Genomic DNA, 24,904 nt, shown 5'->3' on the forward strand with positions numbered 1-24,904 from the left:
ATGAAAATCGGGCTTGCTTCCCCCGATAAAATTCGTTCTTGGTCCCGCGGAGAAGTGAAAAAACCGGAGACGATCAACTACAGGACGCTCAAACCGGAGAAGGAAGGACTCTTCTGCGAGAAAATTTTCGGACCTACCAAAGACTGGGAGTGTCATTGCGGCAAATACAAACGCGTTCGCTATAAAGGCGTCGTTTGCGACCGCTGCGGTGTAGAGGTTACTCGCGCGAAAGTGCGCCGCGAGCGTATGGGCCATATTGAGCTGGCCGCTCCGGTATCGCACATCTGGTACTTCAAAGGTATTCCGAGCCGGATGGGCTTGGCGCTCGATATGTCGCCTCGTTCACTGGAAGAGATCATTTATTTTGCATCCTATGTGGTAACCGACCCAGGCGATACGCCGCTTGAGAAAAAGCAGCTGTTGTCCGAGAAGGAATACCGCAGCTACCGCGAGAAATACGGTTACGGCTTCCAAGCCGGCATGGGCGCTGAAGCGGTTAAAAAGCTGCTTCAGGACATCGACGTGGAGAAAGAACTGGAGACGCTCAAGGAGGAGCTGCGCACGGCACAAGGCCAACGCCGTAACCGCGCGATCAAGCGCCTTGAAGTGATCGAAGCGTTCCGCAACTCTGGCAATGAGCCGGAGTGGATGATTCTCGATGTGCTTCCGGTTATTCCACCGGAGCTTCGTCCGATGGTACAGCTGGATGGCGGACGTTTCGCAACGTCTGACCTGAACGACCTGTACCGCCGCGTTATCAACCGGAACAACCGTCTGAAACGTCTGCTCGATCTGGGCGCTCCTGACATTATCGTGCAGAACGAGAAACGGATGCTGCAGGAAGCTGTCGATGCACTTATCGACAACGGCCGCCGCGGTCGTCCGGTTACAGGACCGGGCAACCGTCCGCTTAAATCGCTCAGCCATATGCTGAAAGGTAAACAAGGCCGTTTCCGCCAAAACTTGCTTGGTAAACGGGTTGACTACTCCGGCCGTTCCGTTATCGTCGTAGGGCCGAACCTGAAGATGTTCCAATGCGGACTTCCGAAGGAAATGGCGCTCGAGCTGTTCAAGCCGTTCGTCATGAAAGAGCTGGTCAACAAAGGTCTTGCTCATAACATTAAGAGCGCGAAACGCAAAGTCGAACGCGTAAGCCCGGAAGTATGGGACGTTCTCGAAGAAGTCATCAAGGAGCATCCGGTTCTGCTGAACCGTGCACCGACGCTTCACCGTCTCGGTATCCAAGCTTTCGAACCGATTTTGGTTGAAGGACGCGCAATTAAGCTCCATCCGCTCGTTTGTACGGCTTACAACGCCGACTTCGACGGTGACCAAATGGCCGTTCACGTACCGTTGTCCGCTGAAGCGCAAGCCGAAGCTCGCCTGCTCATGCTGGCGTCGGGCAACATCTTGAACCCGAAAGACGGCAAGCCTGTCGTTACGCCTTCGCAGGATATGGTTCTCGGATCGTACTACCTGACGATGGACAACAAGGATGCCAAAGGCAGCGGCTCCGTATTCGCTACTGTCAATGAAGCGATTTCCGCTTATCAGCGCGGCATCGTATCGCTGCATGCTCGGATCTTTATTCCGGCGCGCGTGCTGAATAAAACTTGCTTCACAGAGCAACAGCAGCAATCGTTGCTGTGCACGACTGTCGGCAAGGTTATTTTCAACGAAATTTATCCGGCTGACTTCCCTTACATCAACGAGGCTACTAAGGTCAACTTGCTGCAAGGTACGCCAGACAAATATTTCGTTTACGAAAAAGGCAGCGATCTGGACAAAATTATCGAAGAATTGCCGATTGCCGGCGGGGTAGGCAAGGAATACCTCGGCAACATCATCGGCGAGTGCTTCCGTATCTACCATACAACATTAACGTCGGTAATTCTTGACCGTATTAAGCAACTGGGCTTCACGTACTCGACGCGCGCCGGTATTACCGTCGCTGTCGCGGATGTCGTTGTTCCAGAAGAAAAAACGGAGATTTTGAAAGAATCCGACGCTAAAGTAGCCGTCGTCATGAATCAGTACCGTCGCGGTCTGATTACGAACGAGGAGCGCTATGATCGCGTTATCGAAATTTGGAGCAAATCGAAAGATATCATTACCGATATCCTCATGAAATCGATGGATCGTTACAATTCCATCATGCTCATGGTCGATTCCAAAGCACGGGGTAATAAATCGCAGATTGCTCAACTCGGCGGCATGCGCGGCCTGATGGCCAACCCGTCCGGCCGGATTATCGAATTGCCAATCAAGTCGAACTTCCGCGAAGGCCTAACCGTCCTCGAGTACTTCATCTCGACTCACGGCGCGCGTAAAGGTTTGGCCGATACGGCGCTTCGTACTGCCGACTCGGGTTACTTGACTCGCCGTCTGGTTGACGTTGCACAGGACGTTATCGTTCGCGAAGATGATTGCGGCACGGATAAAGGCTTTGCTGTCAGCAGAATTCAAGACGGTAAAGAGGTTATCGAGGATCTGTACGACCGTATCGAAGGCCGTTATTCGTTCGAGACTGTTCGCCATCCGCAAACGGGCGAAGTCATCGTGAAGAAAAGCGAGCTGATCGACTCTGCGAAAGCGGATGCGATTATCGACGCAGGCATCGAAAAACTTCAAATTCGTTCTGTACTGAGCTGTCGTGCTCGTCACGGCGTCTGCAAAATTTGCTATGGCCGCAACCTGGCGACCGGCAAGCATGTTGAGATTGGCGAAGCGGTAGGTATTATCGCGGCGCAATCGATCGGCGAGCCGGGAACACAGTTGACAATGCGTACGTTCCATACCGGCGGCGTTGCCGGAGACGATATTACGCAAGGTTTGCCGCGTATCCAAGAGTTGTTCGAGGCGCGCAATCCGAAAGGTCAAGCGATCATTACCGAGCTTGAAGGCGTCGTGAAAGAGATTCGCGAGGCGAAAGACCGCCGCGAAATCGAAATTCAAGGCGAAGCCGAATCGAAGGTCTATCCGATCACGTACGGATCGCGTATCCGCGTGACACAAGGACAGCATATCGAAGCTGGCGACGAACTGACAGACGGTTCGATCGATCCGAAGGATATGCTGCGCATCAAAGGCATCCGCGGCGTTCAGAACTATATTTTGCAAGAAGTTCAGCGCGTTTACCGGAACCAGGGTGTAGAAATCAACGACAAGCACGTTGAGGTTATGGTTAAGCAGATGCTCCGTAAAATCCGTATCGTAGATGCGGGCGACACGACACTGCTGCCAGGCGCGTTCGTCGACATTCACGAGTACGAAGCTCAGAACCGCGAAGCGATTCTCTCCGGACTCGAGCCTGCGGTTGCGAAGCCGGTACTGCTCGGGATTACGAAAGCGTCGCTCGAGACCGATTCCTTCCTGTCAGCGGCATCGTTCCAGGAAACGACTCGCGTTCTGACCGACGCAGCAATCAAGGGCAAAGTGGACCAATTGCTTGGCCTGAAAGAAAACGTCATTATCGGCAAGCTGATCCCGGCGGGTACGGGCATGAACCGTTACCGGAATATCAAACTCGTAGGCGTCGAGGAAGAAACCGAAACGCTCGAAGAGGGCGGAGCGGAAGCGGAAGCCGTAACGATTGAATAGCAACAGTTAAACACATTGGGAGCGAGAGACCACCGCAAGCAGGTCACTGCAGCGGTAGGTCTCCGCTCCTTCCTATGTGTTCGAGCGAGCGCATTTGCGTCTCATTCGGGCCTTCCAGCATTGCCATTTAAAGATCAAGTAAATCAACTTGACACCCATAGGGTGCAGATGATACTATATCGAAGTGTGCCTGATTGTGTGATGTTTTTCCGTATAAGGAAAGGTGATTTCATGCAGTTCAAGGTAGGAGCGAAAGAGACAACGAGGATGCTCGAGCTACGAAGAGCCGTCGAGGTCTACATCGCTCGAGACGCAGATTCCCGGATGAAGGACAAGATCGTTCATCTGTGTGAGCAAGCGGGCGTTCCAGTCAAGTGGGTTGAGACGAAGGCGATACTGGGGGAAACCTGCGGGATCGAAGTCGCAGCGGCCACGGCGGCGCTCGTAAGCGAAAGAGAATAAGGCAACAGCCGTTTTTGCTGGCGAACATTTCAGTATGAGGAACCCGGCAGAAATTTTTATTTGCCCTTTCGCGAACCGCCTGGATCTGTGGACATAAAATTGGGTCTAATGTCTTGCCATATAAAAGACATGAATCATGGGAAGGGGGTGGCAACCATGCCAACAATCAACCAGCTCGTCCGCAAAGGACGTCAAGCTAAAGTGGTAAAATCGAAATCGCCAGCTTTGCAAAGAGGCTTTAATGCCCTGAAACGTGAAGCTACGAATATCAGCGCTCCGCAAAAACGCGGTGTGTGCACTCGTGTAGGCACGATGACTCCGAAAAAACCGAACTCCGCGCTTCGTAAATACGCACGTGTGCGTCTGACGAACAAAGTCGAGGTTACGGCTTACATTCCGGGTATCGGACACAACCTGCAAGAGCACAGTGTCGTGCTGATCCGCGGCGGTCGTGTTAAAGACCTTCCGGGCGTACGTTACCATATCGTTCGCGGCGCATTGGATACAGCGGGTGTTAACAACCGTAACCAATCTCGTTCGAAATACGGTACGAAACGTCCAAAAGTTAAAAAATAAGAGAAGTCCCTTAGTTAGGACGAATCTTTAATACGCTTCTATATGAAGCGACTATCTAAGAAAGGGGGACTTTCTCATGCCACGCAAAGGTCCTGTAACGAAACGCGATGTATTGCCGGATCCGGTTTACAATAGCAAACTGGTAACCCGTCTTATCAACCGCATCATGATCGACGGCAAACGCGGCGTTGCTCAAACGCTGTTGTACGATGCCTTCACGCTGATTCAAGAACGCACGGGTAAAGATCCGATGGAAGTGTTCGAAGCAGCATTGAAAAACATCATGCCAGTACTTGAGGTTAAAGCTCGCCGTGTCGGCGGTTCCAACTACCAAGTACCGATCGAAGTTAAACCAGAACGCCGTACGTCGCTTGGTCTCCGTTGGCTCGTGAACTATTCACGTAACCGCGGCGAGAAAACGATGGAAGAGCGTCTGGCTGCTGAAATCATCGATGCATCCAACAACACTGGCGCATCCGTGAAGAAGCGCGAAGACACGCACAAAATGGCGGAAGCGAACAAAGCGTTTGCTCACTACCGCTGGTAGGATTTTAACCTACACATTTGATTTACTTTCAACATTCGAAAGGAGACAATTCCATGTCAAGAGAATTCTCCTTGAATAATACGCGTAACATCGGGATTATGGCGCATATTGACGCTGGTAAAACCACAACAACTGAACGGATCTTGTTCTTCACGGGCCGTACTCATAAAATTGGCGAAGTGCATGAAGGCGCTGCGACAATGGACTGGATGGAACAAGAACAAGAGCGCGGCATTACGATTACGTCTGCTGCGACGACCGCTCAATGGAAGGGTCACCGCATTAATATTATCGACACCCCGGGGCACGTTGACTTCACAGTAGAGGTTGAACGTTCCCTGCGCGTATTGGACGGGGCCGTTGGTGTTTTCAGTGCGAAAGAAGGCGTTGAGCCTCAGTCTGAGACGGTATGGCGTCAAGCTGACCGTTACGGCGTTCCTCGGATCGCTTACATTAACAAAATGGACATCATTGGTGCAGACTATCTGAATGTTGTTAAAGACATGCGTGAGCGTCTGCAAGCTAATGCTGTTGCGATTCAACTCCCAATTGGTGCTGAATCCGACTTCCTCGGTGTAATCGATATCGTTGAACGCAAAGCGTACAAATATATCGATGACCTTGGTAAAGAGCCAGTGCTTATTGACATTCCTGCGGAGTACGCTGACAAAGTGGAAGAACTTCGCGCGGAGCTGGTTGAGAAAGTTGCAGAATTGGATGAAGAGCTGACAATGAAGTATCTCGAAGGAGAAGAAATCTCCGTCGCTGAACTGAAAGCAGCACTTCGCAAAGGTGTTTGCGAAGTTAAAATCTTCCCGGTTGTTGCAGGTTCCTCGTACCGCAACAAAGGCGTTCAATTGGTATTGGATGCGGTAGTAGACTATCTTCCTTCCCCAGTTGACGTACCGGCAATCAAAGGTACGCTTGAAGACGGAGAAGAAGGATCCCGTCCATCTTCCGACACAGAGCCGTTCTCGGCACTGGCGTTCAAAATCATGACTGACCCTTATGTCGGTAAACTTACTTTCTTCCGTGTGTACTCGGGTATTCTGAAATCCGGTTCGTATGTTCTGAACGCAACGAAGAACAAACGCGAGCGGATTGGCCGGATTCTGCAGATGCATGCGAACAGCCGTCAAGAGATCTCCGAAGTTTACTCCGGTGATATCGCAGCGGCAGTAGGTCTGAAAGATACAACTACAGGGGATACGCTTTGCGACGAGAAAGCAGTTATCGTTCTCGAATCGATGAACTTCCCTGATCCAGTTATCCAAATCGCGATCGAGCCAAAAACGAAAGCGGACCAAGACAAACTGGGCGTTGCTATCTCGAAGCTTGCTGAAGAAGATCCAACCTTCCGTGCTTACACGGATGAAGAAACGAACCAAACGATCATCGCAGGTATGGGTGAGCTTCACCTTGAAATCCTCGTTGACCGTATGCTTCGCGAATTCAAGGTTGAGACGAATGTCGGCAAACCGCAAGTAGCTTACCGTGAAACATTCCGTGAAGCTGCTAAAGTGGAAGGCAAATTCGTTCGTCAGTCCGGTGGTAAAGGTCAATTCGGTCATTGCTGGGTTGAGTTTACGCCGCAAGAGCCAGGTCAAGGCTTTGTATTTGAAAGCAAGGTTGTGGGTGGTTCCATTCCTCGTGAATATATCGCTCCAATCCAAGCTGGTATCGAAGAGTCGATGAAAAACGGCGTCCTCGCTGGTTATCCGATGGTCGATATCAAAGCTACTGTAGTCGATGGATCGTACCATGACGTTGACTCCTCGGAGATGGCGTTTAAAATCGCTGGATCGTTGGCGCTGAAAGCAGCTAAAGACAAGTGTAAGCCTGTCCTGCTCGAGCCAATCATGAAGGTTGAAGTTACGGTTCCAGAAGAGTACATGGGCGACGTAATGGGTATGCTGAACTCCCGTCGCGGTCGCATCGAAGGTATGGATTCCCGCGCAGGCGCGCAAATTATCCGTGCTAAGGTGCCTCTTGCCGAAATGTTCGGTTACTCCACAACACTTCGTTCGGGTACGCAAGGCCGCGGTGTATTCTCCATGGAGCTCTCGCACTATGAAGAAGTACCACGCTCGATCTCGGAAGAGATCATCGCGAAGAACAAAGGTGCTTAATACGCCCTTCAAGTTTGCTTAGGTCGAGTCTTCGCCTGTTCAGCAGGAGAAGATGCGGCCAACACATATAAACTTTAGTTATATTAAGGAGGATTAAGTTCAATGGCAAAGGCTAAATTTGAACGTAACAAACCGCACGTTAATATCGGTACTATCGGTCACGTCGACCATGGTAAAACGACTCTGACTGCAGCTATCACAACTGTACTTTCCAAAAAATACGGCGGTGCTGCAATCGCATTCGACCAAATCGACAAAGCTCCAGAAGAGCGCGAGCGCGGTATCACGATCTCGACAGCTCACGTTGAGTATGAGACTCCTAACCGTCACTATGCTCACGTTGACTGCCCAGGTCACGCCGACTACGTTAAAAACATGATCACAGGTGCAGCTCAAATGGACGGCGCTATCCTGGTTGTATCCGCAGCTGACGGCCCAATGCCGCAAACTCGCGAACACATCCTGTTGTCCCGCCAAGTAGGCGTACCTTACATCGTTGTATTCCTGAACAAATGCGACATGGTTGAAGACGAAGAGCTTCTTGAACTGGTTGAAATGGAAGTTCGCGACCTTCTGTCCGAGTATGAGTTCCCAGGCGACGACACTCCAATCATCCGTGGCGCTGCTCGTGAAGCTCTGCAAAACCCAGATGGTCCTTGGGCTGACAAAATCGTTGAGTTGTTCGAACAAGTCGACGCTTACATCCCAACTCCAGAACGCGACACAGCTAAGCCTTTCCTGATGCCTGTCGAGGACGTATTCACAATCACTGGTCGTGGTACAGTAGCAACTGGCCGTATCGACCGTGGTGTGGTTAAAGTCGGCGACGAGATCGAAATCGTTGGTCTGGCTGAAGAAACTCGCAAATCCGTTGTTACGGGCGTAGAAATGTTCCGTAAACTGATGGATTCCGCTCAAGCGGGCGACAACATCGGCGCACTGCTTCGCGGTGTTGACCGTAAAGACATCGAGCGCGGTCAAGTTCTGGCTAAACCAGCTTCGGTTAAGCCACACACGAACTTCACAGCTCAAATCTACGTTCTGACTAAAGAAGAGGGTGGCCGTCATAAGCCTTTCTTCACTGGCTACCGTCCACAATTCTACTTCCGTACAACTGACGTTACAGGTATCATCAACCTGCCAGAAGGCACTGAGATGGTTATGCCTGGCGACAACATCACGGTTACAGTAGAACTGATCGCTCCAATCGCGGTTGAAGAAGGCACTCGCTTCTCCATCCGTGAAGGCGGCCGTACTGTAGGCGCTGGCGCTGTAGCAACTATCCAAAAATAATTCCGCGCGGCATTAGCCGCATGGAACTTTAGAAAGCTATTCCGAGCTTGCTCGGGGTAGCTTTCTTTTTGTTTTTCCGGCGGCGGCCGACAAAACCAACTTTAGTTGTCTTTTGAAGAGAGAGGGGGTGTGATAAGGTCAAAGAATGAAGAAGTTTGCCGAACAGGCTAAGGAAGGGAAGAACAATAATGAAAAATGCAATCATACCTAGCAGGCGAATTAAACAGGCCATACGGCTTGTTGTTCTGCTGTCGTTTATTTGGGTATCGCTTTCCTTTGGAGTTGGAGGCGGCCAGCCTACGGCTGCTGCGGCAACGCAAACGGTATATACCTTTGATGACCCTATTGTTTGCAATGCGGCACAAACGAGCTGTACCTATCAGGATCTGGTATTGGAGTCGGAAGTTCCAATTACGCAGTCCGACGGCAAGCTGAATGTGAATAAGATTTCGATTCGTAAGGCGAACAACGCGGCATTTTCAGTTGAACGCCTCGTTGTGCCCCAAACCACGTCTTACAGCTTAGAGACATTTCTCGCTGGCAAATCTGTCAGTAAGGGCGGCTGGTATATCGGCGATTATCAATATTATGATGGCTTTCAGAATATTGATCGCATTGTGATCCGCAACAGTTACGTGCCCACTTTTCCTTTTAGTGAGCTTGTGCTCGATATACCGGGCCTTGATCCGCCAACTGGTCTTCATCTAAGCAATGATTCGTTGTTGGCTTGGCAGCCGGTTAACCATGCGGATACTTACAAAATCAAAATGGTTAGCTCCAGCGGAGGTGCTGATGTCACCTATGAAACAGAAGAGCCTTCCTATGATATATTGTCCATTGTTCGCAGCAAGGGAGCGGCAACTTATAGCTTTAACGTAGTTTCGGCAGACAAATCCGGCATTTATCGGGAAAGTCCGCGACACAAGTTTGAATACGTGATTGTGACGGTCGAGCAAGCAGCTCAACCGGTTGGTCTGTTATGGACTGGACAGACTGCTTCATGGGATGCGGTGTCCAAAGCAACCGCTTATTCGGTTCAACTCTATAAGAATGGAACTAGCCTAGGTTCGCCGGTGCAAGCCGATGTAACGCAAGCCATTACAGGCATCGACTTCTCGGAAGCGATATTAGCCGGCGGATACGGGACTTACACTTTTACGGTGAAAGCAATCGGCAACGATAGGCTGGTACTAGACAGTGCCGTCTCCAATCAATCGACGTCAAATATTGTATTAAAGTGGGTGCAACTGACAGGAATCAGCGCTACCAAAGTCTATGACGGTACGACTACGGCAACAGTAGACTACAGCCAAGCAGTGCTCGATGGCGTGGAGAGCGGCCACATTGTATATATTCAGACAGGTGACATGAATGCGCAGTTCGCAGACGCTAAAGTTGGCGAGAATAAGCAATTGTCGCTAACGGGACTTACACTGTCGGGGGCGGACGCGGGTAAATACGTATGGAAGGAGCCAATTATTATTACGGCGGATATTACTCCAAAGCCTATTCAAGCAACCAGTCTAATTGTAAAGGACAAAGTATACGATGGGACGACCGATGGACAGTTGGACTTATCTGCTCTTGCGCTGTCGGGCGTATTGCCCGGCGATGATGTCGAGTTGCTAAGCAAAGATGCGAAAGCGGCTTTTGCTGATGAAAGAGCTGGCGATAACAAGCCAGTATCCATAACTGGACTTGGATTGACGGGAGCCGATGCCGGCAATTATGTACTCGCTCCAGTAACGGTGACGGCTAATATCAAACCGAAGGAAGTAACGGCGACAGGAATCGTAGCAAGCTCTAAACAATATGACGGTAATACAGATACGCAGCTTGATGCCAAGCAAGCCAAATTGGTCGGGACGATTGCCGGCGACGATGTGGAGTTGCTAAGCGATAATGGTCAAGCGGCTTTTGCTGATAAAAAGGCGGGTGACAATAAACCGGTATCGGTAACGGGGCTTTTACTGACGGGAACTGATGCTGACAACTATACACTTACTCCGATAACGGACATCACGGCTAATATTGAACCAAAAGAAATAACCGTTGAAGGAATCGCCGCAAGCTCTAAACGGTATGACGATAACACCGACGCGCAGCTTGATGTCAAGCAGGCTAAGCTGGCGGGCACGATAGACGGTGATAATGTGCAATTGGATACGTCGCAGGCCACGGGGGATTTCGCCGATAAGAACGTCGGTGTCGACAAAACGGTCAGTGTCAGCGGCTTGTCGTTAAGCGGAACTGACGCCGAAAACTATAGGTTGTCCCCTTACGTAACGAAAGCTTCAATTACTGCAGGCGAAGGTGGCGGAGGCGGAGGGACATCACAACCGCCAAAAACGGAAAGCCCTGAGAACTTGCCTTACGAAGCAGATATTCGTATGAATGGCGAGGCTCGCGTTGACAGCAAGATTACGCATTCCGTCATTGACGGTAGAATGCATGTGAATGCGTTGGTCGATGCAGACAAGCTTATCGCGCTTCTTCGAGAAGCGAAAGCGCAGGCGCAATTGACGTTTGACTTCAAAGGAGAGAACATTGCCGAGTGGAAGGCAAGTTTAACCGGACAAGCATTAGCCGAACTGGCTCGTAATAGAGCAGCCGTTACGCTTGAAAGCCGCGAAGGCTTCTACACGTTGTCCTCTGATTTGCTATGGGATGCGATGCGTAAACAATTCCATGATCGAACGGACGAAGAACTTTCTCGGGCAATTTTGGAAATCTCGCTAGGCAATCCGAGCGTACAGCAGTTGCAGCAAGCAGGAGAAGCGCTGACAGCTGCAGGCGCAGCGCAGGCCGACTCCATTCTGCATTACGGGGCGAATGTTCGTCTTGAAGGAAAAGAGTACGAGCTGAGCGATCTAGGCTCATATGCGCAGCATGGCGTGTATCTCGAGCTGCAAGGAAACGAAGAAAGACGGACCGGCGTTGTTCTCGAGTCGGACGGTGCGATAAGACCTGTTCCTACAAAGACACTTGTCAGAGGAGGCCGAACGGCTGCTGTTATGTCCAGCCGAACAAACAGCTTTTACGCTGTTACGCAATTCCATACGGAATTAACTGACATTGACGGACATTGGGCGAAGTCCGCGATTAATGATATGGCTTCTCGTTTTGTTGTAAGAGGCGACGCGAATGGCCGATTCCAGCCGGAACAGCCGATCACGCGAGCGGAGTTTGCGGCAGTCGCCGTAAGGGCATTGGGATTGAAGGCGCAAACGGCGCCTAACGCTTTTTCCGATATAACGAAGGAAGCTTGGTATGCACAGTCTGTGGCGACCGCACAAGCTTATGGACTTATTCAAGGCTTCGAGGATGGCAGTTTCCGTCCGAACGATACGATCACACGAGAGCAAGCGGCGAAAATATGGACATTGGCGCTGGAAGTAACGGGAGTCCGACAAGCGACAACGACCCCTGATCAAGCGGCAGAGCTGCTTTCTGCTTTCAAAGATGCAGATAGTGTCAGTCAGTGGGCTCGCGTACCGTTTGCGGAAGCGCTGCAGGCAGGTCTGATGACAGGCAAATCGGGCGAACAGCTGGACCCGAAAGGTTTTGCTACCAAGGCAGAAGTGGCTGTAATGGCGCAGCGTCTGCTGCAGAAATCCGGTTTAATCGAATAAGGAAAGCATCAATCGAAAAGCAGCGAAAGCGGTTGTTCCGAAACGGAACGACCGCTTTTTTGTGGTGCTAATATTTCCTCTAACATTAGCATTGACGTGATTAGAAAGCGCATTTAATATTAAATTAATAATGTCGACAATTATTGCATAAGATAAAATTCATATTATTTCCATATACTTTATCGGATTAAAGCAACAATGCATTACTGCAACGATAATTTATATAACGAAGGAAATAGTCATGTCGGCAAAGAGATGAGAGGGGTAAATAAAGATGAAGATGAAATGGTTCTTACCGCTTGCACTGGTACTCGTGCTGATCATTTCGGCATGCGGCAGCAAGCCGGCTAACAACGGAAACGAAGGCAATGCGCAATCGGGGGCATCCAACAGCAGTACGGAAGCGCCGAAAGACAGCAAAAAGTATAAAATAGCAATTTCTCAAATTGTAGAGCACCCGTCGCTTGACGCAACTCGTGAAGGTTTCCTGGCCGCACTTAAGGATGCGGGCTTCGTAGAAGGGGAAAACTTGACGGTGAACTTTAATACCGCACAAGGCGACCAATCCAACAACCTTTCCATTGCGACGAAGGTTTCCGGAGATAAAGTGGATCTGGCGCTCGGCATCGCTACGCCTTCCGCGCAAGCGCTTGTACAAGCCTACGATAAAGCCGGCAACAAATCGCCGCTTTTGTTCGCAGCTGTGACGGATCCGCTTGACGCGAAGCTTGTAACGGATCTTTCAGCTCCTGGCGGCAACGTCACAGGCGCATCGGATACGAACCCAGAAGCAGTCGTACAATTGATGGATTTCATCGCTGCTAATTTCCCGGATGTGAAGAAGGTCGGTATCGTTATCAATAAAGGCGAGCCTAACGCGCTTGTTATGTCTGCAAATGCAAAACAAGCATTGGCTAAACACAATATCGAGCTTGTAGAAGCTGCTGTAACAGCTACATCGGAAGTTAAGCAAGCAGGCGAATCGCTGGTAGGCAAAGTGGACGCTATGTTCATCACATTGGACAATGTCGTTGTTGCTGGCGTAGACGCTCTTCTGCAAGTAGCAAAAGCGAACCAAATTCCTTTCTTCTCCAGCGATCGCGATACGGTAGAAAAAGGCGCATTCGCAACAGTAGGCTTCAAATACTACGACCACGGATACCAAGTCGGTCAAATGGCTGCTGAGATTCTGAACGGTAAAAACCCGGCTGAATTGAGTGTAACGGTTCCGGACAAGCTGGACCTGATCCTGAACCTGAAAGCCGCTGCGGACCAAGGCATTACCGTAACGGACGAAATGAAAGCCGGCGTGAAGAACCCAGCCGACAACATTATCGAATAAAGGCAGGTTGGAAGGGGGTGAACGCTCACTTGTGTTCGCCCCGTTCTTTATTTCTGAAGGAGGTGCCCCGGTGCCAGTATGGTTAAACGGCGGTATAGAGCTGGGTCTCATTTATGCGTTAATGGCCTTAGGCGTCTATATCACATTCCGAATTCTTGATTTCCCGGACCTGACGGTGGACCAAAGCTTCACGACAGGTGCGGCTGTTGCTGCCGTTATGATTACGAACGGCGTTTCGCCTTGGGTGGCCAGCTTGGCCGGCTTCGGGGCAGGGGCGGTTGCGGGCGTTCTCACCGGCTTGCTTCATACGAAAGGCAAAATTAACGGCTTGCTTTCCGGTATCATTATGATGATCGCCCTCTATTCGATTAATATGCGAATTATGGGCAAGCCGAATATCGGCTTGCTGGGCAGCGATATTGTAACGGTATTTTCTGGTGTAAAGGTGCTTGTTATTATGCCGATCATTGTCATTGTCGTTAAGCTTCTGCTCGACCTGTTCTTTAAAACAGATATGGGTCTTAGCTTGCGGGCTACAGGCGACAACGAGCGGATGATTCGCAGCTTCGGCACCAATACAGACAATACGAAAATTCTCGGCATTGCGCTTTCTAACGGCCTCGTTGCTTTATCCGGTTCGTTAATTGCGCAGCAAAGCGGCTTTGCAGATATTACGATGGGCGTCGGTATGATCGTTATCGGCTTGGCTTCGGTTATTATTGGGGAAGCGATCTTTGGATCGAGATCGGTATTTCAAGCTACGCTTGCCGTTGTGCTTGGCGCGATCATTTACCGGTTGATTTATGCTCTCGCTTTAAGAAGCGATTTCCTTGATGCTTCCGACCTGAAGCTGATTACAGCCATTATCGTTATTGTCGCGCTAGTCATTCCAACCATGCAGAAGTCGTGGAGACAGAAGAGCTTGGCGCGTAAGCGCACAGCTGAGCTGCTGAAAGACTTAGCAGGGAAAGGGGGCGGACGCTGATGCTGGAGATCAAACAAGTTTCCAAGCTGTTCAACCCGGGAACATTAGACGAGAAGACAGCACTCGTCAATATCGAACTGTCTATGAAGCCAGGCGATTTCATTACAGTAATCGGAAGTAATGGCGCAGGCAAGTCGACGCTGATGAATATTATTTCCGGCGTGATGAAGCCCGATATCGGCGAAGTTCAAATTGATGGGCAAAATATTAGCCATTTGAGCGAGTACGGACGCAGCAAATGGATCGGTCGCGTTTTCCAGGATCCAATGGCCGGTACGGCTCCTCATATGTCGATCGAAGAAAACTTGGCGATGGCGTATATGCGAGGTAAAACGCGCGGTTTTGCGCTAAGCGTCAATAGCAAAAGACGGACTCTCTTCCGCGAGCAGCTGTCTAAGCTCGGCATTGGCTTGGAGAATCGCCTTACCGCCAAAGTCGGATTGCTGTCCGGCGGAGAACGGCAAGCGCTCAGCTTGCTAATGGCAACGTTCACGAAGCCGCAAATTTTGCTGCTGGATGAGCATACCGCCGCGCTTGATCCGGCACGCGCAGAGCTCATTACAACACTGACGGAGTCACTCGTTCGTGAAATGAATTTGACGACGTTAATGGTTACCCACAACATGGATCAGGCGATCCGCCTAGGCAACCGTTTGATTATGATGGATAAAGGGAGAATCATTCTTCAAGTGAACGAAGAGCGTAAAAAGGATTTGACCGTAGAACAGCTGCTCGGCGAGTTTGAGCAAATCAGCGGCAAGAAGATGGCCGACGATCGTGTCGTTCTCGGATAGCTTCTATATATAATAGAAGAAAAACGGTTATACCGATTTGGGTGATGGCGCATGCGCTGGATCCCAGGCCGGTATAACCGTTTTTTTTTGTAGGCATGAAGCGGTTGTTGCCTTCATCGTCAGCCTATCTCTAATGATGCTCAACAAGTCTAGGAGCTGAATATGCTGCTTTGGTCGCTTTTAAAGGCCAGAACGGCCGTTAGACGCGAAGTTAGAGCAGGTAGCTCGACATTAACGGCCAAAATGGCCGTTATCTGCGAAAGAGGAGCTAAAACGCCAAGCTAGAGTTCTACACCGCAGGTCAAATTTGGATTTGAGCTTCACGCTTCAAATCAGGTATGCTGTTCAGGACATGACAGGCCGATCGGCACGGCAGAAAAGGCGATAGAGCGTTTATTTAACCGAGTAAATACGCGTTTCTTCATAATAAGTAGAACATTACGGCGGGTATGGGAAGAATAATGAATTTTCCCTTGCATTTGCCCAATGCTTTCGTTATAATATTGACTGTTGGTCTGTGACGTTGCGATGATGTGAGAGGTTGCCGACACACCCGGCCCCTTTGCCATGGGGCATGTGCCGGGTTTTCTCACGGAGTATGTCCGATAATAAATTGGGCGATAGAAGGAGGGACTTATATGGCAAAGCAAAAGATTCGTATTCGCTTGAAAGCGTACGATCACAGAATTCTTGATCAATCCGCAGAGAAAATCGTGGAAACTGCAAAACGTTCCGGTGCAGGCGTATCCGGGCCGATTCCGTTGCCAACGGAAAAGCAAATCATCACCATTCTCCGTGCGGTGCACAAGTACAAGGATTCCAGGGAGCAATTCGAACAACGCACTCATAAGCGTCTGATCGATATTGTAAACCCAACGCCGCAAACGGTTGATGCGTTGATGCGCCTGGATTTACCATCCGGTGTAGATATCGAAATCAAACTGTAATTTAAGCATAATCGATTATTGAAGGGAAATGAGGTGTCAACATGAAAGGTATCTTAGGCAAAAAGCTTGGAATGACGCAAGTGTTTACGGCTGAAGGTAACGTAGTACCAGTTACGGTTATCGAAGCAGGTCCTTGTGTGGTTCTTCAGAAGAAAGATCAAGAGAACGACGGTTATGAATCCGTTCAACTCGGTTTCTCTGATAAGAAAGAAGCAAGAGCGATCAAGCCGGAAATCGGCCACGCGAAGAAAGCCAATACGGCTCCTAAGCGCTACGTTCGTGAAATTCGCGGTATTACCCTGGGCGAGTATGAAGTTGGCCAAGTGGTGAAAGCTGATCTGTTCGCAGAGGGCGAATTTGTTGACGTAACGGGTATTTCGAAAGGTAAAGGTTTTGCCGGCGTTATCAAACGTTGGGGACAAAGCACGGGTCCAATGGCCCACGGTTCGCGTTACCACCGCGGTCCTGGTTCCATGGGTTCGATCCAAGCGAACCGCGTACCGAAAGGCAAACGCCTTCCAGGTCACATGGGTCACGAAACGGTTACGATTCAAAAGCTCGAAATCATCCGCGTCGATGCAGAACGCAACGTACTGCTCGTAAAAGGCTCCATTCCTGGACCTAAAAACGGATTCGTTAAAGTAAAACAAACAGTTAAGAACTAATTGCTGAAGAAAGGAGGAACAAGAAATGCCTAAAGTTACAGTATACAACGTGAGCGGTTCGCAAGTTGGCGAAGTAGAATTGGCTGACAGCGTGTTCGGTATCGAACCAAACGCTCATGTATTGCATAGCGCTGTTGTCCTTCAGCAAGCTGCAGAGCGCGCTGGGACTCACAAAACGAAAGGTCGCTCTGAAGTACGCGGCGGCGGTCGTAAGCCTTGGAAACAAAAAGGCACAGGCCGCGCTCGTCAAGGCAGCATCCGCTCCCCGCAATGGGTTGGCGGCGGTACGGTTTTCGGACCAACTCCACGCTCCTACGGCTTCAAGCTTCCTAAGAAAGTTCGCCGTCTGGCGATCAAATCCGCATTGTCTTCGAAAGTGATCGCGAACGAAATCATCGTTCTGGATCAACTGACATTCGCGGCTCCAAAAACGAAAGAATTCGCGGCTATCCTGAACAACCTGAAGGTAGATCGCAAAGCACTTGTCGTATTGCCTAGCTATGACGACAATGTAGCATTGTCCGCACGCAATATCCCAGGCGTGAAATTCGTCGCTGCTGACGGCATTAATGTTCTGGATGTATTGGTGCATGACAAGCTTGTCATCACTAAAGAAGCAGTAGAGAAAGTACAGGAGGTGTTTGCGTAATGAAAAACCCTCGCGATATTATCAAACGTCCGGTTATTACGGAACGCACGAGTGATTTCATGGCTGTCAAACGCTATGTGTTTGAAGTAGACCTCCGTGCGAACAAAACGGAAATTAAAGATGCCATCGAGCAAATCTTTAAAGTAAAAGTAACAAGCGTGAATACGATGCGCGTTGCCGGCAAGCCGAAGCGTTATGGTAAACATAGCGGCTACCGTCCTGACTGGAAAAAAGCGATCGTTCAACTGAGCGCTGACAGCAAAGAACTTGAGTTCTTTGAAACGTCTGTATAGAAAAGGAGGGAATCTAAGTGCCAATCAAAAAGTACAAACCGACATCGCCGGCTCGCCGTAACATGTCCGTCTCGACTTTCGAAGAGATCACGACAAGCACGCCGGAGAAATCGTTGCTTGCACCGCTTTTCAAAAAAGCAGGCCGCAACAACCAAGGTAAAATTACGGTTCGTCACCATGGCGGCGGACATAAACGTAAATACCGTATCATCGACTTCAAACGTACCAAAGACGGTATCGTTGGCAACGTAGCTTCGATCGAATACGATCCGAACCGTACTTCCAACATCGCTTTGATTCATTACGTTGACGGTGAAAAAGCGTACATCATCGCACCAAAAGGTCTTAAAGTGGGCGACAAAGTCGTTTCCGGTGCAGACTCCGACATCAAAATCGGTAACGCGCTGCCGCTTGTGAATATTCCTGTTGGTACAGTTATCCACAACATCGAACTGAAGCCAGGTAAAGGCGGACAATTGGTTCGTGCAGCTGGTACGGAAGCTCAACTTCTTGGTAAAGAAGGCGACTACGTTTCCATCCGTCTGACTTCCGGTGAAGTTCGTCGCATTCTGAACACTTGCCGTGCAACGATCGGTTCCGTAGGCAACGAAGATCACGAACTCGTGAAAATCGGTAAAGCTGGCCGTTCCCGTTGGTTGGGCAAACGTCCTGAAGTACGCGGCGTTGTCATGAACCCTAACGATCACCCACACGGTGGTGGTGAAGGCCGTGCTCCAATCGGTCGTAAATCCCCGATGTCTCCATGGGGCAAACCGACGCTTGGTTACAAAACGCGTAAGAAGAAAAAAGCATCGAGCCAATATATTATTCGTCGTCGCACGAAGTAATAATCGCTTGTTTGCAAGCCGCGTGACAAAAGGTCGCGCCACGTTTCCGCGAAGGGAGGACTCCGAATGGGTCGCAGTTTGAAAAAAGGTCCATTTATCGATGGACATTTGCTCAAGAAGGTTGAAGAACTGAACGAGAGCAACAAAAAAGTGGTTATCAAAACTTGGTCCCGCCGCTCGACAATTTTCCCGCAATTCATCGGACACACGATTGCGGTTTATGACGGTCGCAAGCACGTGCCGGTTTATGTAACGGAAGATATGGTTGGACACAAGTTCGGCGAATTCGCGCCAACTCGTACGTACAAAGGCCATGACGATGACAAGAAAACGGGCAGACGTTAATTTGCCTGATTAATCTTTTATTGAAAGTTGAGAGGAGGTTCATCCATGCCAGAAGCTAAAGCGCACGCTAATCATGTACGCATTGCTCCTCGTAAAGCACAGCTGGTTGTCGATTTGATTCGCGGCAAGCAAGTTGGTGAAGCGATCGCGATTTTGCGCCATACGCCGAAATCTGCATCTCCAATTGTTGAAAAGCTGCTGAACTCTGCTATTGCTAACGCTGAGCATAACTACCAATTGGACGTGAACAAACTGGTTATCACGCAAGTATTCGTGAACCAAGGTCCGACAATGAAACGTTTCCGCCCTCGTGCAATGGGACGCGCAAGCCGGATCAACAAAAGAACCAGCCACATCACATTGGTGGTATCTGAAAAATAAGGAGGGATAACGTGTGGGTCAAAAGGTAAATCCGGTCGGTTTGCGTGTAGGGATTATCCGTGATTGGGAATCCAAATGGTACGCAGGCAAAGACTTTGGCGATCTTCTTCTTGAAGACGTGAAAATTCGTGAGTACCTGAAGAACAAACTGAAAGATGCGGCAGTATCCCACATCGAGATCGAGCGCGCGGCTAACCGCGTTAACGTGACGATCAATACGGCTAAGCCGGGCATGGTTATCGGCAAAGGCGGTTCCGAAGTGGAAAACCTGCGCACGGAGCTTGGCAAAATTACGCAAGGCAAGAAAGTACACATTAACATTTCCGAAATCAAACAAGCAGATCTGGACGCTATTCTCGTAGCTGAAAGCATCGCGCAACAACTTGAGCGTCGCGTTTCGTTCCGTCGTGCACTGAAACAAGCGATCCAACGTTCGATGCGCGCAGGCGCTAAAGGGATCAAAACCGCAGTTAGCGGTCGTCTCGGCGGTGCTGAAATTGCTCGTTCGGAAGGCTACAGCGAAGGCACTGTTCCTCTTCATACGCTGCGTGCAGACATTGACTATGGTACAGCAGAAGCTCATACAACTTACGGCCGCATCGGCGTAAAAGTATGGATCTATCGCGGTGAAGTCCTTCCAGCTAAGAAGAAAGCTCCCCAGGAAGGAGGCAACTAATCATGTTGGTACCTAAACGCGTCAAACACCGCAAACAACAACGCGGTCACATGAAAGGCCGTGCCAAAGGCGGCACAACGGTAGCATTCGGCGAATACGGTCTTCAAGCGCTTGAGCCTTCATGGATCACGAACCGTCAAATCGAAGCGGCTCGTATCGCAATGACTCGTTACATCAAGCGTGGCGGTAAAGTTTGGATCAAAATTTTCCCTGCTAAACCGATCACCCAAAAGCCTCTTGAGGTTCGGATGGGTAGCGGTAAAGGTAACGTTGAGAAGTGGGTTGCAGTCGTTAAACCAGGCAAAGTGATGTTCGAATTGGCTGGTGTATCCGAAGAAGTCGCTCGTGAAGCGATGCGCCTCGCGTCCCACAAACTCCCGATCAAAACGAAGTTCGTGAAACGCGAAGAAGTGGGTGGTGAAGCAAATGAAGGCTAATGAATTTCGCAACCTTACCTCTGCTGAGATAGAACAAAAAATCACTGGTTTTAAAGAAGAGCTTTTCAACCTTCGTTTCCAACTGGCTACCGGCCAACTGGAAAGCCCGACACGCATTCGTGACGTGCGCAAGAACATCGCTCGCGCTAAAACTATTTTGCACGAAAGAGAACTCGGTATAGCAGCTAACTAAGCTGAACTCGAACAGAGTCTCCGAGGTTTCGAGGAAGGAGGAAGAACATGAGCGAACGCAATGCCCGCAAAGTTCAAATCGGTAAAGTTGTCAGCGACAAAATGGACAAAACGATCGTGGTTGCAGTAGAGACCTACAAAAAACACGATTTGTACCATAAACGCATTAAATACACGAAAAAATTCAAGGCACATGATGAGAACAACGAGGCGAAAATCGGCGATACTGTGAAAATCATGGAAACTCGTCCGCTTTCGAAAGACAAGCGCTTTAGACTCGTAGAAGTCGTTGAAGTGGCTGTTGTCCTTTAATGTGTAAGGAACTAAGCATTTGCCCGGAAGGAGGACGTTGAAATGATTCAACCATTTACTCGTTTGCGAGTTGCCGACAACTCTGGCGCGAAAGAACTGATGTGTATCCGTGTTCTTGGCGGTACCGGTCGCCGCGTTGGCGCCATTGGTGATTTGATTGTATGCTCCGTCAAACAAGCAACACCAGGCGGCGTTGTCAAAAAAGGTGATGTAGTAAAAGCGGTTATCGTTCGTACGAAGCGTACGGTTCGTCGTAAAGACGGTTCCTACATCGCATTCGACGAGAACGCAGCGGTCATCGTTAAAGAAGATAAGAGCCCACGCGGCACGCGTATCTTCGGACCAGTTGCCCGCGAGCTGCGCGATAAAGATTTCATGAAAATCGTATCGCTTGCTCCTGAGGTTATCTAATACAAGCCCCGTCGGGGACCCCGATATAGCATAAAGCGTTAAATGCCTGAAAGCTTAAGTGAGCAGGAGGTGTAATCAATGCCAAGACTGAAAAAGATTCTTGAATCGCATAACAACAAGCTGCACGTCAAAAAAGACGACACGGTCATCGTTATCTCCGGTAAGGACAAAGGTAAAAAAGGCCGCGTTATCGCTGCGTATCCGCGTGAAAATCGCGTACTCGTAGAAGGCGTCAACCTGGTGAAGAAGCATGCTCGTCCGTCGCAGGCGAACCCGCAAGGCGGCATTCTCGAGCAAGAAGCGCCGATCCACGCTTCGAACGTGATGCACATCGATCCGAAGAGCGGTAAAGTGACTCGTATCGGCTACAAAGTGCTGGACAACGGCAAGAAAGTCCGGATCGCTAAACGTTCCGGCGAAGTGATCGACTAGATAACCGTAGGAAAGGAGGTCCATTGTAAATGGCAGCAAGATTGAAAGATCGTTTTCTTAACGAAATTACGCCTGCTCTGATGCAGAAGTTCAACTATACAACGGTCATGCAAGTTCCGAAAATCGAGAAAGTCGTTATCAACATGGGTGTGGGTGAAGCAGTAGCTAACTCCAAAGTGCTTGATGTGGCTGTCGAGGAACTGCGCATTATCTCCGGTCAAAAACCGGTTGTAACACGTGCGAAGAAGTCCATTGCCGGCTTTAAGCTTCGCGAGAACATGCCAATCGGGGTTAAAGTTACATTGCGCGGCGAGCGCATGTACTACTTCCTTGACAAGCTGTTCAACATCTCGCTTCCGCGCGTACGTGACTTCCGCGGTGTGTCGACTAAAGCATTCGACGGTCGCGGTAACTACACGCTTGGCTTGAAAGAACAATTGATCTTCCCAGAGATCGAGTATGATAAAGTCGATAAAGTTCGTGGTATGGACATCGTTATCGTCACTACGGCAAAAACGGACGAAGAATCTCGTGAACTGCTTACCCAAATGGGCATGCCGTTCGCGAAGTAATCCACTTTTAGGAGGTGTAATACCCAGTGGCAAAAACTTCGATGAAAGTGAAGCAACAACGTACACCGAAATTTAAAGTGCGTGCATATACGCGCTGTGAACGTTGTGGCCGTCCGCACTCTGTACTGCAAAAGTTTAAAATTTGCCGGATTTGTTTCCGCGAGTTAGCATACAAAGGCCAGATTCCTGGCGTTAAAAAAGCAAGCTGGTAATCAGCCTAGTTCGGGAAGGAGGTTAACACAAATGGTTATGTCTGATCCGATTGCAGATATGCTGACGCGCATTCGCAACGCGAATGTCGTTCGTCACGAAACCGTGGAAATGCCCGCTTCGAAAGTGAAGAAGCAAATCGCTGAAATCTTGAAGCGCGAGGGCTTTATCCGCGATGCTGAATATATCGAGGACAACAAACAAGGGATTATCCGTATTTTCTTGAAATACGGCCCTAACCAAGAGCGTGTCATCACTGGTTTGAAACGTATTTCGAAACCAGGTCTGCGCGTTTACACGAAATCCACTGAGATCCCTCGCGTATTGGGCGGTTTGGGAATTGCGATTATTTCCACGTCCAAAGGGGTTATGACCGATAAAGAAGCTCGCCAAGGCAAAGCTGGCGGCGAAGTAGTTTGCTACGTTTGGTAAGTAACAAGTCACAACGATAGGAGGTGTAACAATGTCCCGTATTGGTCGTAAACCAATCCAAGTGCCTAACGGCGTAAGCATCAACTTGGACAACACAGTCATTACCGTTAAAGGACCTAAAGGTACGCTTTCCCGCGAACTTCATAAAGACATGAAAGTGAATGTTGCGGAGAACGAAATCGTGATCGAACGTCCTTCCGATAATAAATTGCATCGTTCCCTGCACGGAACGACTCGCAGCGTCATTGCTAACATGGTGAACGGCGTTACCGAAGGGTTCTCGAAAAATTTGGAGCTCGTAGGCGTAGGTTACCGTGCGAACAAAACTGGCGATAAGATCGTTCTTAACGTTGGTTACTCTCACCCGGTTGAGATTACTCCTGAGCAAGGCATCGAGTTCGAAGTGCCAGCGAACACGAAAATCACTGTTCGCGGTATCGACAAAGAGCGCGTAGGTGCTGTTGCTGCTCAAATTCGTTCCGTACGTGAGCCTGAGCCGTATAAAGGCAAAGGTATCAAGTATGAAGGCGAACGCATCATCCGTAAAGAAGGTAAAGCTGGTAAGAAGAAATAAGCAGTCTAATTGGGCTGCTTAAAATAGCGGTATAAGGCAGAAGGAAAGGAGTGAACCTTGAATGATTACCAAAGGCGATAAAAACAAGGCACGTCTGAAAAGACATCTGCGTGTTCGCAAAAAAATCAACGGTACGGTTGCTCGTCCGCGTCTCTCGGTATTCCGTTCGGCCAAACACATCTACGCTCAATTGATCGACGATGTGAATGGTGTAACGCTGGCATCGGCATCCACTGCGGATAAAGAACTGGCGACAGCGATCGGTAACGGCGGCAGCGTTGAGGCTGCTCGTAAAGTTGGCGCATTGGTAGCTGAACGCGCAAAAGCGAAAGGTCATACTCAAATCGTATTTGACCGCGGCGGTTACTTGTATCACGGCAGAATTCAGGCGCTGGCTGAAGCAGCTCGCGAAGCAGGTCTGGAATTCTAATTTACTTAAAAGGAGGTTAAACGACTTGCGTATAGATCCGAATACGTTAGGTGAACTAACTGAAAAAGTTGTCCATATCAATCGCGTAGCGAAAGTAGTTAAAGGCGGACGCCGCTTCAGCTTTAGCGCGCTCGTAGTTGTCGGCGACGGCCAAGGCCATGTCGGCGCAGGGATCGGTAAAGCTGGCGAAGTACCTGATGCAATCCGCAAAGGTATTGAAGATGCGAAGAAAAACCTGATCCGCGTACCACTCGTAGGTACGACTATTCCTCACCTTGTGCTTGGTCACTTCGGCGCTGGTGAAGTTCTTCTGAAACCGGCATCCAAAGGTACCGGTGTTATCGCCGGCGGCCCAGTTCGTGCAGTACTTGAACTGGCTGGCGTAGGCGACATTTTGACGAAATCCCTCGGTTCTTCGAACTCCATGAACATGGTTAACGCAACGCTTGAAGGTCTTTCCCGTCTGAAACGTGCGGAAGATGTTGCGAAGCTTCGCGGTAAAACTGTCGAAGAGCTGTTAGGTTAAGGAGGGGAATAAGATGGCAAAATTGCAAATCACCCTCGTTCGCAGTTTGATTGGTCGCAACGAGAAACAACGCGCGACGGTCGAAGCGTTCGGTCTTCGCAAGATTCGTCAATCCGTTGTACTGAATGACAGCCCGGCTGTTCGCGGTATGGTTAACTCCGTTAGCCACTTGATTAAAGTCGAAGAAGTGTAAGAATAGATCGAAGCAAGCA

General features: G+C 49.7%; 30 protein-coding genes. All 30 read left to right on the forward strand.

Annotated features, from left to right (window positions below; translation table 11 throughout):
- The 30 genes from rpoC (at position 1) to rpmD (ending at position 24,885) form a co-directional block, all read left to right on the forward strand.
- Positions 1-3,600, forward strand: coding sequence for a DNA-directed RNA polymerase subunit beta' (rpoC, locus tag ACFVTB_RS23970; protein WP_483875122.1), 3,600 nt, complete (start codon positions 1-3; stop codon positions 3,598-3,600).
- A 231-nt stretch (positions 3,601-3,831) separates the two neighbouring features.
- Entirely contained in the window at positions 3,832-4,062 is a 231-nt protein-coding gene (locus ACFVTB_RS23975) for a ribosomal L7Ae/L30e/S12e/Gadd45 family protein (protein WP_387755051.1), read from the forward strand.
- 156 nt (positions 4,063-4,218) lie between these two features.
- Positions 4,219-4,638 carry a 30S ribosomal protein S12 gene (gene rpsL / locus ACFVTB_RS23980; RefSeq protein WP_387755054.1) on the forward strand — a complete coding sequence of 140 codons (420 nt, stop codon included), beginning with the start codon at positions 4,219-4,221 and terminating at the stop codon, positions 4,636-4,638.
- 76 nt (positions 4,639-4,714) lie between these two features.
- Positions 4,715-5,185: a 30S ribosomal protein S7 gene (rpsG, locus tag ACFVTB_RS23985; RefSeq protein WP_387755056.1), complete on the forward strand. Its 471-nt coding sequence runs from the start codon at positions 4,715-4,717 to the stop codon at positions 5,183-5,185.
- 53 nt (positions 5,186-5,238) lie between these two features.
- Positions 5,239-7,314: an elongation factor G gene (gene fusA / locus ACFVTB_RS23990; RefSeq protein WP_387755059.1), complete on the forward strand. Its 2,076-nt coding sequence runs from the start codon at positions 5,239-5,241 to the stop codon at positions 7,312-7,314.
- Between the two features lie 102 nt (positions 7,315-7,416).
- Entirely contained in the window at positions 7,417-8,607 is a 1,191-nt protein-coding gene (gene tuf, locus ACFVTB_RS23995; RefSeq protein ID WP_042171459.1) for an elongation factor Tu, read from the forward strand.
- Between the two features lie 188 nt (positions 8,608-8,795).
- Positions 8,796-12,239, forward strand: a complete 3,444-nt coding sequence (locus ACFVTB_RS24000; protein WP_387755063.1) for a YDG domain-containing protein — start codon at positions 8,796-8,798, stop codon at positions 12,237-12,239.
- A gap of 274 nt (positions 12,240-12,513) precedes the next feature.
- Positions 12,514-13,581, forward strand: a complete 1,068-nt coding sequence (locus ACFVTB_RS24005) for an ABC transporter substrate-binding protein (RefSeq protein ID WP_387755066.1) — start codon at positions 12,514-12,516, stop codon at positions 13,579-13,581.
- A gap of 70 nt (positions 13,582-13,651) precedes the next feature.
- Positions 13,652-14,566 carry an ABC transporter permease gene (locus ACFVTB_RS24010; protein WP_387755068.1) on the forward strand — a complete coding sequence of 305 codons (915 nt, stop codon included), beginning with the start codon at positions 13,652-13,654 and terminating at the stop codon, positions 14,564-14,566.
- The gene (locus ACFVTB_RS24015; protein ID WP_387755071.1) at positions 14,566-15,360 is read left to right on the forward strand and encodes an ABC transporter ATP-binding protein; all 795 of its coding nucleotides are present in this window, start codon (positions 14,566-14,568) and stop codon (positions 15,358-15,360) included. Before ACFVTB_RS24010 ends, ACFVTB_RS24015 begins: the two co-directional genes overlap by 1 nt.
- 638 nt (positions 15,361-15,998) lie before the next feature.
- Positions 15,999-16,307, forward strand: a complete 309-nt coding sequence (gene rpsJ / locus ACFVTB_RS24020) for a 30S ribosomal protein S10 (protein ID WP_017692074.1) — start codon at positions 15,999-16,001, stop codon at positions 16,305-16,307.
- Between the two features lie 41 nt (positions 16,308-16,348).
- Positions 16,349-16,972 (forward strand): 50S ribosomal protein L3, encoded by a 624-nt coding sequence (rplC, locus tag ACFVTB_RS24025; protein ID WP_387755073.1) that lies wholly within the window; start codon positions 16,349-16,351, stop codon positions 16,970-16,972.
- A gap of 25 nt (positions 16,973-16,997) precedes the next feature.
- Positions 16,998-17,621: a 50S ribosomal protein L4 gene (rplD, locus tag ACFVTB_RS24030; RefSeq protein ID WP_387755076.1), complete on the forward strand. Its 624-nt coding sequence runs from the start codon at positions 16,998-17,000 to the stop codon at positions 17,619-17,621.
- Positions 17,621-17,914 (forward strand): 50S ribosomal protein L23, encoded by a 294-nt coding sequence (rplW, locus tag ACFVTB_RS24035; RefSeq protein ID WP_387755079.1) that lies wholly within the window; start codon positions 17,621-17,623, stop codon positions 17,912-17,914. The genes rplD and rplW overlap by 1 nt, the downstream gene beginning before the upstream one ends.
- A 17-nt stretch (positions 17,915-17,931) precedes the next feature.
- Complete coding sequence (gene rplB / locus ACFVTB_RS24040) at positions 17,932-18,762, forward strand: 50S ribosomal protein L2 (RefSeq protein WP_387755082.1); 831 nt, start codon at positions 17,932-17,934, stop codon at positions 18,760-18,762.
- A 66-nt stretch (positions 18,763-18,828) separates the two neighbouring features.
- Positions 18,829-19,107, forward strand: coding sequence for a 30S ribosomal protein S19 (rpsS, locus tag ACFVTB_RS24045; RefSeq protein WP_042171439.1), 279 nt, complete (start codon positions 18,829-18,831; stop codon positions 19,105-19,107).
- 45 nt (positions 19,108-19,152) lie between these two features.
- A complete protein-coding gene (gene rplV / locus ACFVTB_RS24050) occupies positions 19,153-19,488 on the forward strand; it encodes a 50S ribosomal protein L22 (RefSeq protein ID WP_387755085.1) in 336 nt (111 codons plus the stop codon).
- Between the two features lie 13 nt (positions 19,489-19,501).
- The gene (gene rpsC, locus ACFVTB_RS24055) at positions 19,502-20,164 is read left to right on the forward strand and encodes a 30S ribosomal protein S3 (protein ID WP_387755088.1); all 663 of its coding nucleotides are present in this window, start codon (positions 19,502-19,504) and stop codon (positions 20,162-20,164) included.
- A gap of 2 nt (positions 20,165-20,166) precedes the next feature.
- Positions 20,167-20,601: a 50S ribosomal protein L16 gene (rplP, locus tag ACFVTB_RS24060; RefSeq protein WP_387755091.1), complete on the forward strand. Its 435-nt coding sequence runs from the start codon at positions 20,167-20,169 to the stop codon at positions 20,599-20,601.
- Positions 20,591-20,794, forward strand: coding sequence for a 50S ribosomal protein L29 (rpmC, locus tag ACFVTB_RS24065; protein ID WP_387755094.1), 204 nt, complete (start codon positions 20,591-20,593; stop codon positions 20,792-20,794). Before rplP ends, rpmC begins: the two co-directional genes overlap by 11 nt.
- A gap of 47 nt (positions 20,795-20,841) precedes the next feature.
- Positions 20,842-21,105, forward strand: a complete 264-nt coding sequence (gene rpsQ, locus ACFVTB_RS24070) for a 30S ribosomal protein S17 (protein ID WP_387755097.1) — start codon at positions 20,842-20,844, stop codon at positions 21,103-21,105.
- Positions 21,106-21,147: 42 nt separating this feature from the next.
- Complete coding sequence (gene rplN, locus ACFVTB_RS24075) at positions 21,148-21,516, forward strand: 50S ribosomal protein L14 (protein ID WP_156284269.1); 369 nt, start codon at positions 21,148-21,150, stop codon at positions 21,514-21,516.
- A gap of 78 nt (positions 21,517-21,594) precedes the next feature.
- Positions 21,595-21,948 carry a 50S ribosomal protein L24 gene (gene rplX / locus ACFVTB_RS24080; RefSeq protein ID WP_387755101.1) on the forward strand — a complete coding sequence of 118 codons (354 nt, stop codon included), beginning with the start codon at positions 21,595-21,597 and terminating at the stop codon, positions 21,946-21,948.
- Positions 21,949-21,977: 29 nt separating this feature from the next.
- Positions 21,978-22,520: a 50S ribosomal protein L5 gene (rplE, locus tag ACFVTB_RS24085; RefSeq protein WP_387755104.1), complete on the forward strand. Its 543-nt coding sequence runs from the start codon at positions 21,978-21,980 to the stop codon at positions 22,518-22,520.
- Positions 22,521-22,546: 26 nt separating this feature from the next.
- Complete coding sequence (locus ACFVTB_RS24090) at positions 22,547-22,732, forward strand: type Z 30S ribosomal protein S14 (protein ID WP_013312154.1); 186 nt, start codon at positions 22,547-22,549, stop codon at positions 22,730-22,732.
- 31 nt (positions 22,733-22,763) lie between these two features.
- Positions 22,764-23,162, forward strand: a complete 399-nt coding sequence (gene rpsH / locus ACFVTB_RS24095; RefSeq protein ID WP_387755107.1) for a 30S ribosomal protein S8 — start codon at positions 22,764-22,766, stop codon at positions 23,160-23,162.
- Between the two features lie 31 nt (positions 23,163-23,193).
- On the forward strand, positions 23,194-23,736 hold the full coding sequence (gene rplF, locus ACFVTB_RS24100) for a 50S ribosomal protein L6 (protein WP_387755110.1): 543 nt from the start codon (positions 23,194-23,196) through the stop codon (positions 23,734-23,736).
- A gap of 61 nt (positions 23,737-23,797) precedes the next feature.
- A complete protein-coding gene (gene rplR, locus ACFVTB_RS24105) occupies positions 23,798-24,166 on the forward strand; it encodes a 50S ribosomal protein L18 (RefSeq protein ID WP_387755113.1) in 369 nt (122 codons plus the stop codon).
- Between the two features lie 25 nt (positions 24,167-24,191).
- Positions 24,192-24,692, forward strand: a complete 501-nt coding sequence (rpsE, locus tag ACFVTB_RS24110; RefSeq protein ID WP_387755116.1) for a 30S ribosomal protein S5 — start codon at positions 24,192-24,194, stop codon at positions 24,690-24,692.
- Between the two features lie 13 nt (positions 24,693-24,705).
- Positions 24,706-24,885: a 50S ribosomal protein L30 gene (gene rpmD, locus ACFVTB_RS24115; protein ID WP_387755119.1), complete on the forward strand. Its 180-nt coding sequence runs from the start codon at positions 24,706-24,708 to the stop codon at positions 24,883-24,885.
- Positions 24,886-24,904: the final 19 nt, after the last annotated feature.

The sequence above is a fragment of the Paenibacillus sp. NPDC058071 genome, assembly GCF_042885235.1.
Taxonomy (GTDB): Bacteria; Bacillota; Bacilli; order Paenibacillales; family Paenibacillaceae; genus Pristimantibacillus.

Bases quoted from the DNA above. Each gene is read 5' to 3' on its own strand.
- rpsQ (WP_387755097.1), top strand. From the start codon at position 20,842: ATGAGCGAACGCAATGCCCGCAAAGTTCAAATCGGTAAAGTTGTCAGC.
- rpmC (WP_387755094.1), top strand. From the start codon at position 20,591: ATGAAGGCTAATGAATTTCGCAACCTTACCTCTGCTGAGATAGAACAA.
- ACFVTB_RS24015 (WP_387755071.1), top strand. From the start codon at position 14,566: ATGCTGGAGATCAAACAAGTTTCCAAGCTGTTCAACCCGGGAACATTA.
- rplE (WP_387755104.1), top strand. From the start codon at position 21,978: ATGGCAGCAAGATTGAAAGATCGTTTTCTTAACGAAATTACGCCTGCT.
- rpsJ (WP_017692074.1), top strand. From the start codon at position 15,999: ATGGCAAAGCAAAAGATTCGTATTCGCTTGAAAGCGTACGATCACAGA.
- rplD (WP_387755076.1), top strand. From the start codon at position 16,998: ATGCCTAAAGTTACAGTATACAACGTGAGCGGTTCGCAAGTTGGCGAA.
- ACFVTB_RS23975 (WP_387755051.1), top strand. From the start codon at position 3,832: ATGCAGTTCAAGGTAGGAGCGAAAGAGACAACGAGGATGCTCGAGCTA.
- rplX (WP_387755101.1), top strand. From the start codon at position 21,595: ATGCCAAGACTGAAAAAGATTCTTGAATCGCATAACAACAAGCTGCAC.
- rplC (WP_387755073.1), top strand. From the start codon at position 16,349: ATGAAAGGTATCTTAGGCAAAAAGCTTGGAATGACGCAAGTGTTTACG.
- rpsG (WP_387755056.1), top strand. From the start codon at position 4,715: ATGCCACGCAAAGGTCCTGTAACGAAACGCGATGTATTGCCGGATCCG.
- fusA (WP_387755059.1), top strand. From the start codon at position 5,239: ATGTCAAGAGAATTCTCCTTGAATAATACGCGTAACATCGGGATTATG.
- rpoC (WP_483875122.1), top strand. From the start codon at position 1: ATGAAAATCGGGCTTGCTTCCCCCGATAAAATTCGTTCTTGGTCCCGC.
- rplW (WP_387755079.1), top strand. From the start codon at position 17,621: ATGAAAAACCCTCGCGATATTATCAAACGTCCGGTTATTACGGAACGC.
- rplV (WP_387755085.1), top strand. From the start codon at position 19,153: ATGCCAGAAGCTAAAGCGCACGCTAATCATGTACGCATTGCTCCTCGT.
- rplP (WP_387755091.1), top strand. From the start codon at position 20,167: ATGTTGGTACCTAAACGCGTCAAACACCGCAAACAACAACGCGGTCAC.
- rpsL (WP_387755054.1), top strand. From the start codon at position 4,219: ATGCCAACAATCAACCAGCTCGTCCGCAAAGGACGTCAAGCTAAAGTG.
- rpmD (WP_387755119.1), top strand. From the start codon at position 24,706: ATGGCAAAATTGCAAATCACCCTCGTTCGCAGTTTGATTGGTCGCAAC.
- rplF (WP_387755110.1), top strand. From the start codon at position 23,194: ATGTCCCGTATTGGTCGTAAACCAATCCAAGTGCCTAACGGCGTAAGC.
- rplR (WP_387755113.1), top strand. From the start codon at position 23,798: ATGATTACCAAAGGCGATAAAAACAAGGCACGTCTGAAAAGACATCTG.
- ACFVTB_RS24005 (WP_387755066.1), top strand. From the start codon at position 12,514: ATGAAGATGAAATGGTTCTTACCGCTTGCACTGGTACTCGTGCTGATC.
- ACFVTB_RS24000 (WP_387755063.1), top strand. From the start codon at position 8,796: ATGAAAAATGCAATCATACCTAGCAGGCGAATTAAACAGGCCATACGG.
- rpsH (WP_387755107.1), top strand. From the start codon at position 22,764: ATGGTTATGTCTGATCCGATTGCAGATATGCTGACGCGCATTCGCAAC.
- tuf (WP_042171459.1), top strand. From the start codon at position 7,417: ATGGCAAAGGCTAAATTTGAACGTAACAAACCGCACGTTAATATCGGT.
- rplN (WP_156284269.1), top strand. From the start codon at position 21,148: ATGATTCAACCATTTACTCGTTTGCGAGTTGCCGACAACTCTGGCGCG.
- rpsS (WP_042171439.1), top strand. From the start codon at position 18,829: ATGGGTCGCAGTTTGAAAAAAGGTCCATTTATCGATGGACATTTGCTC.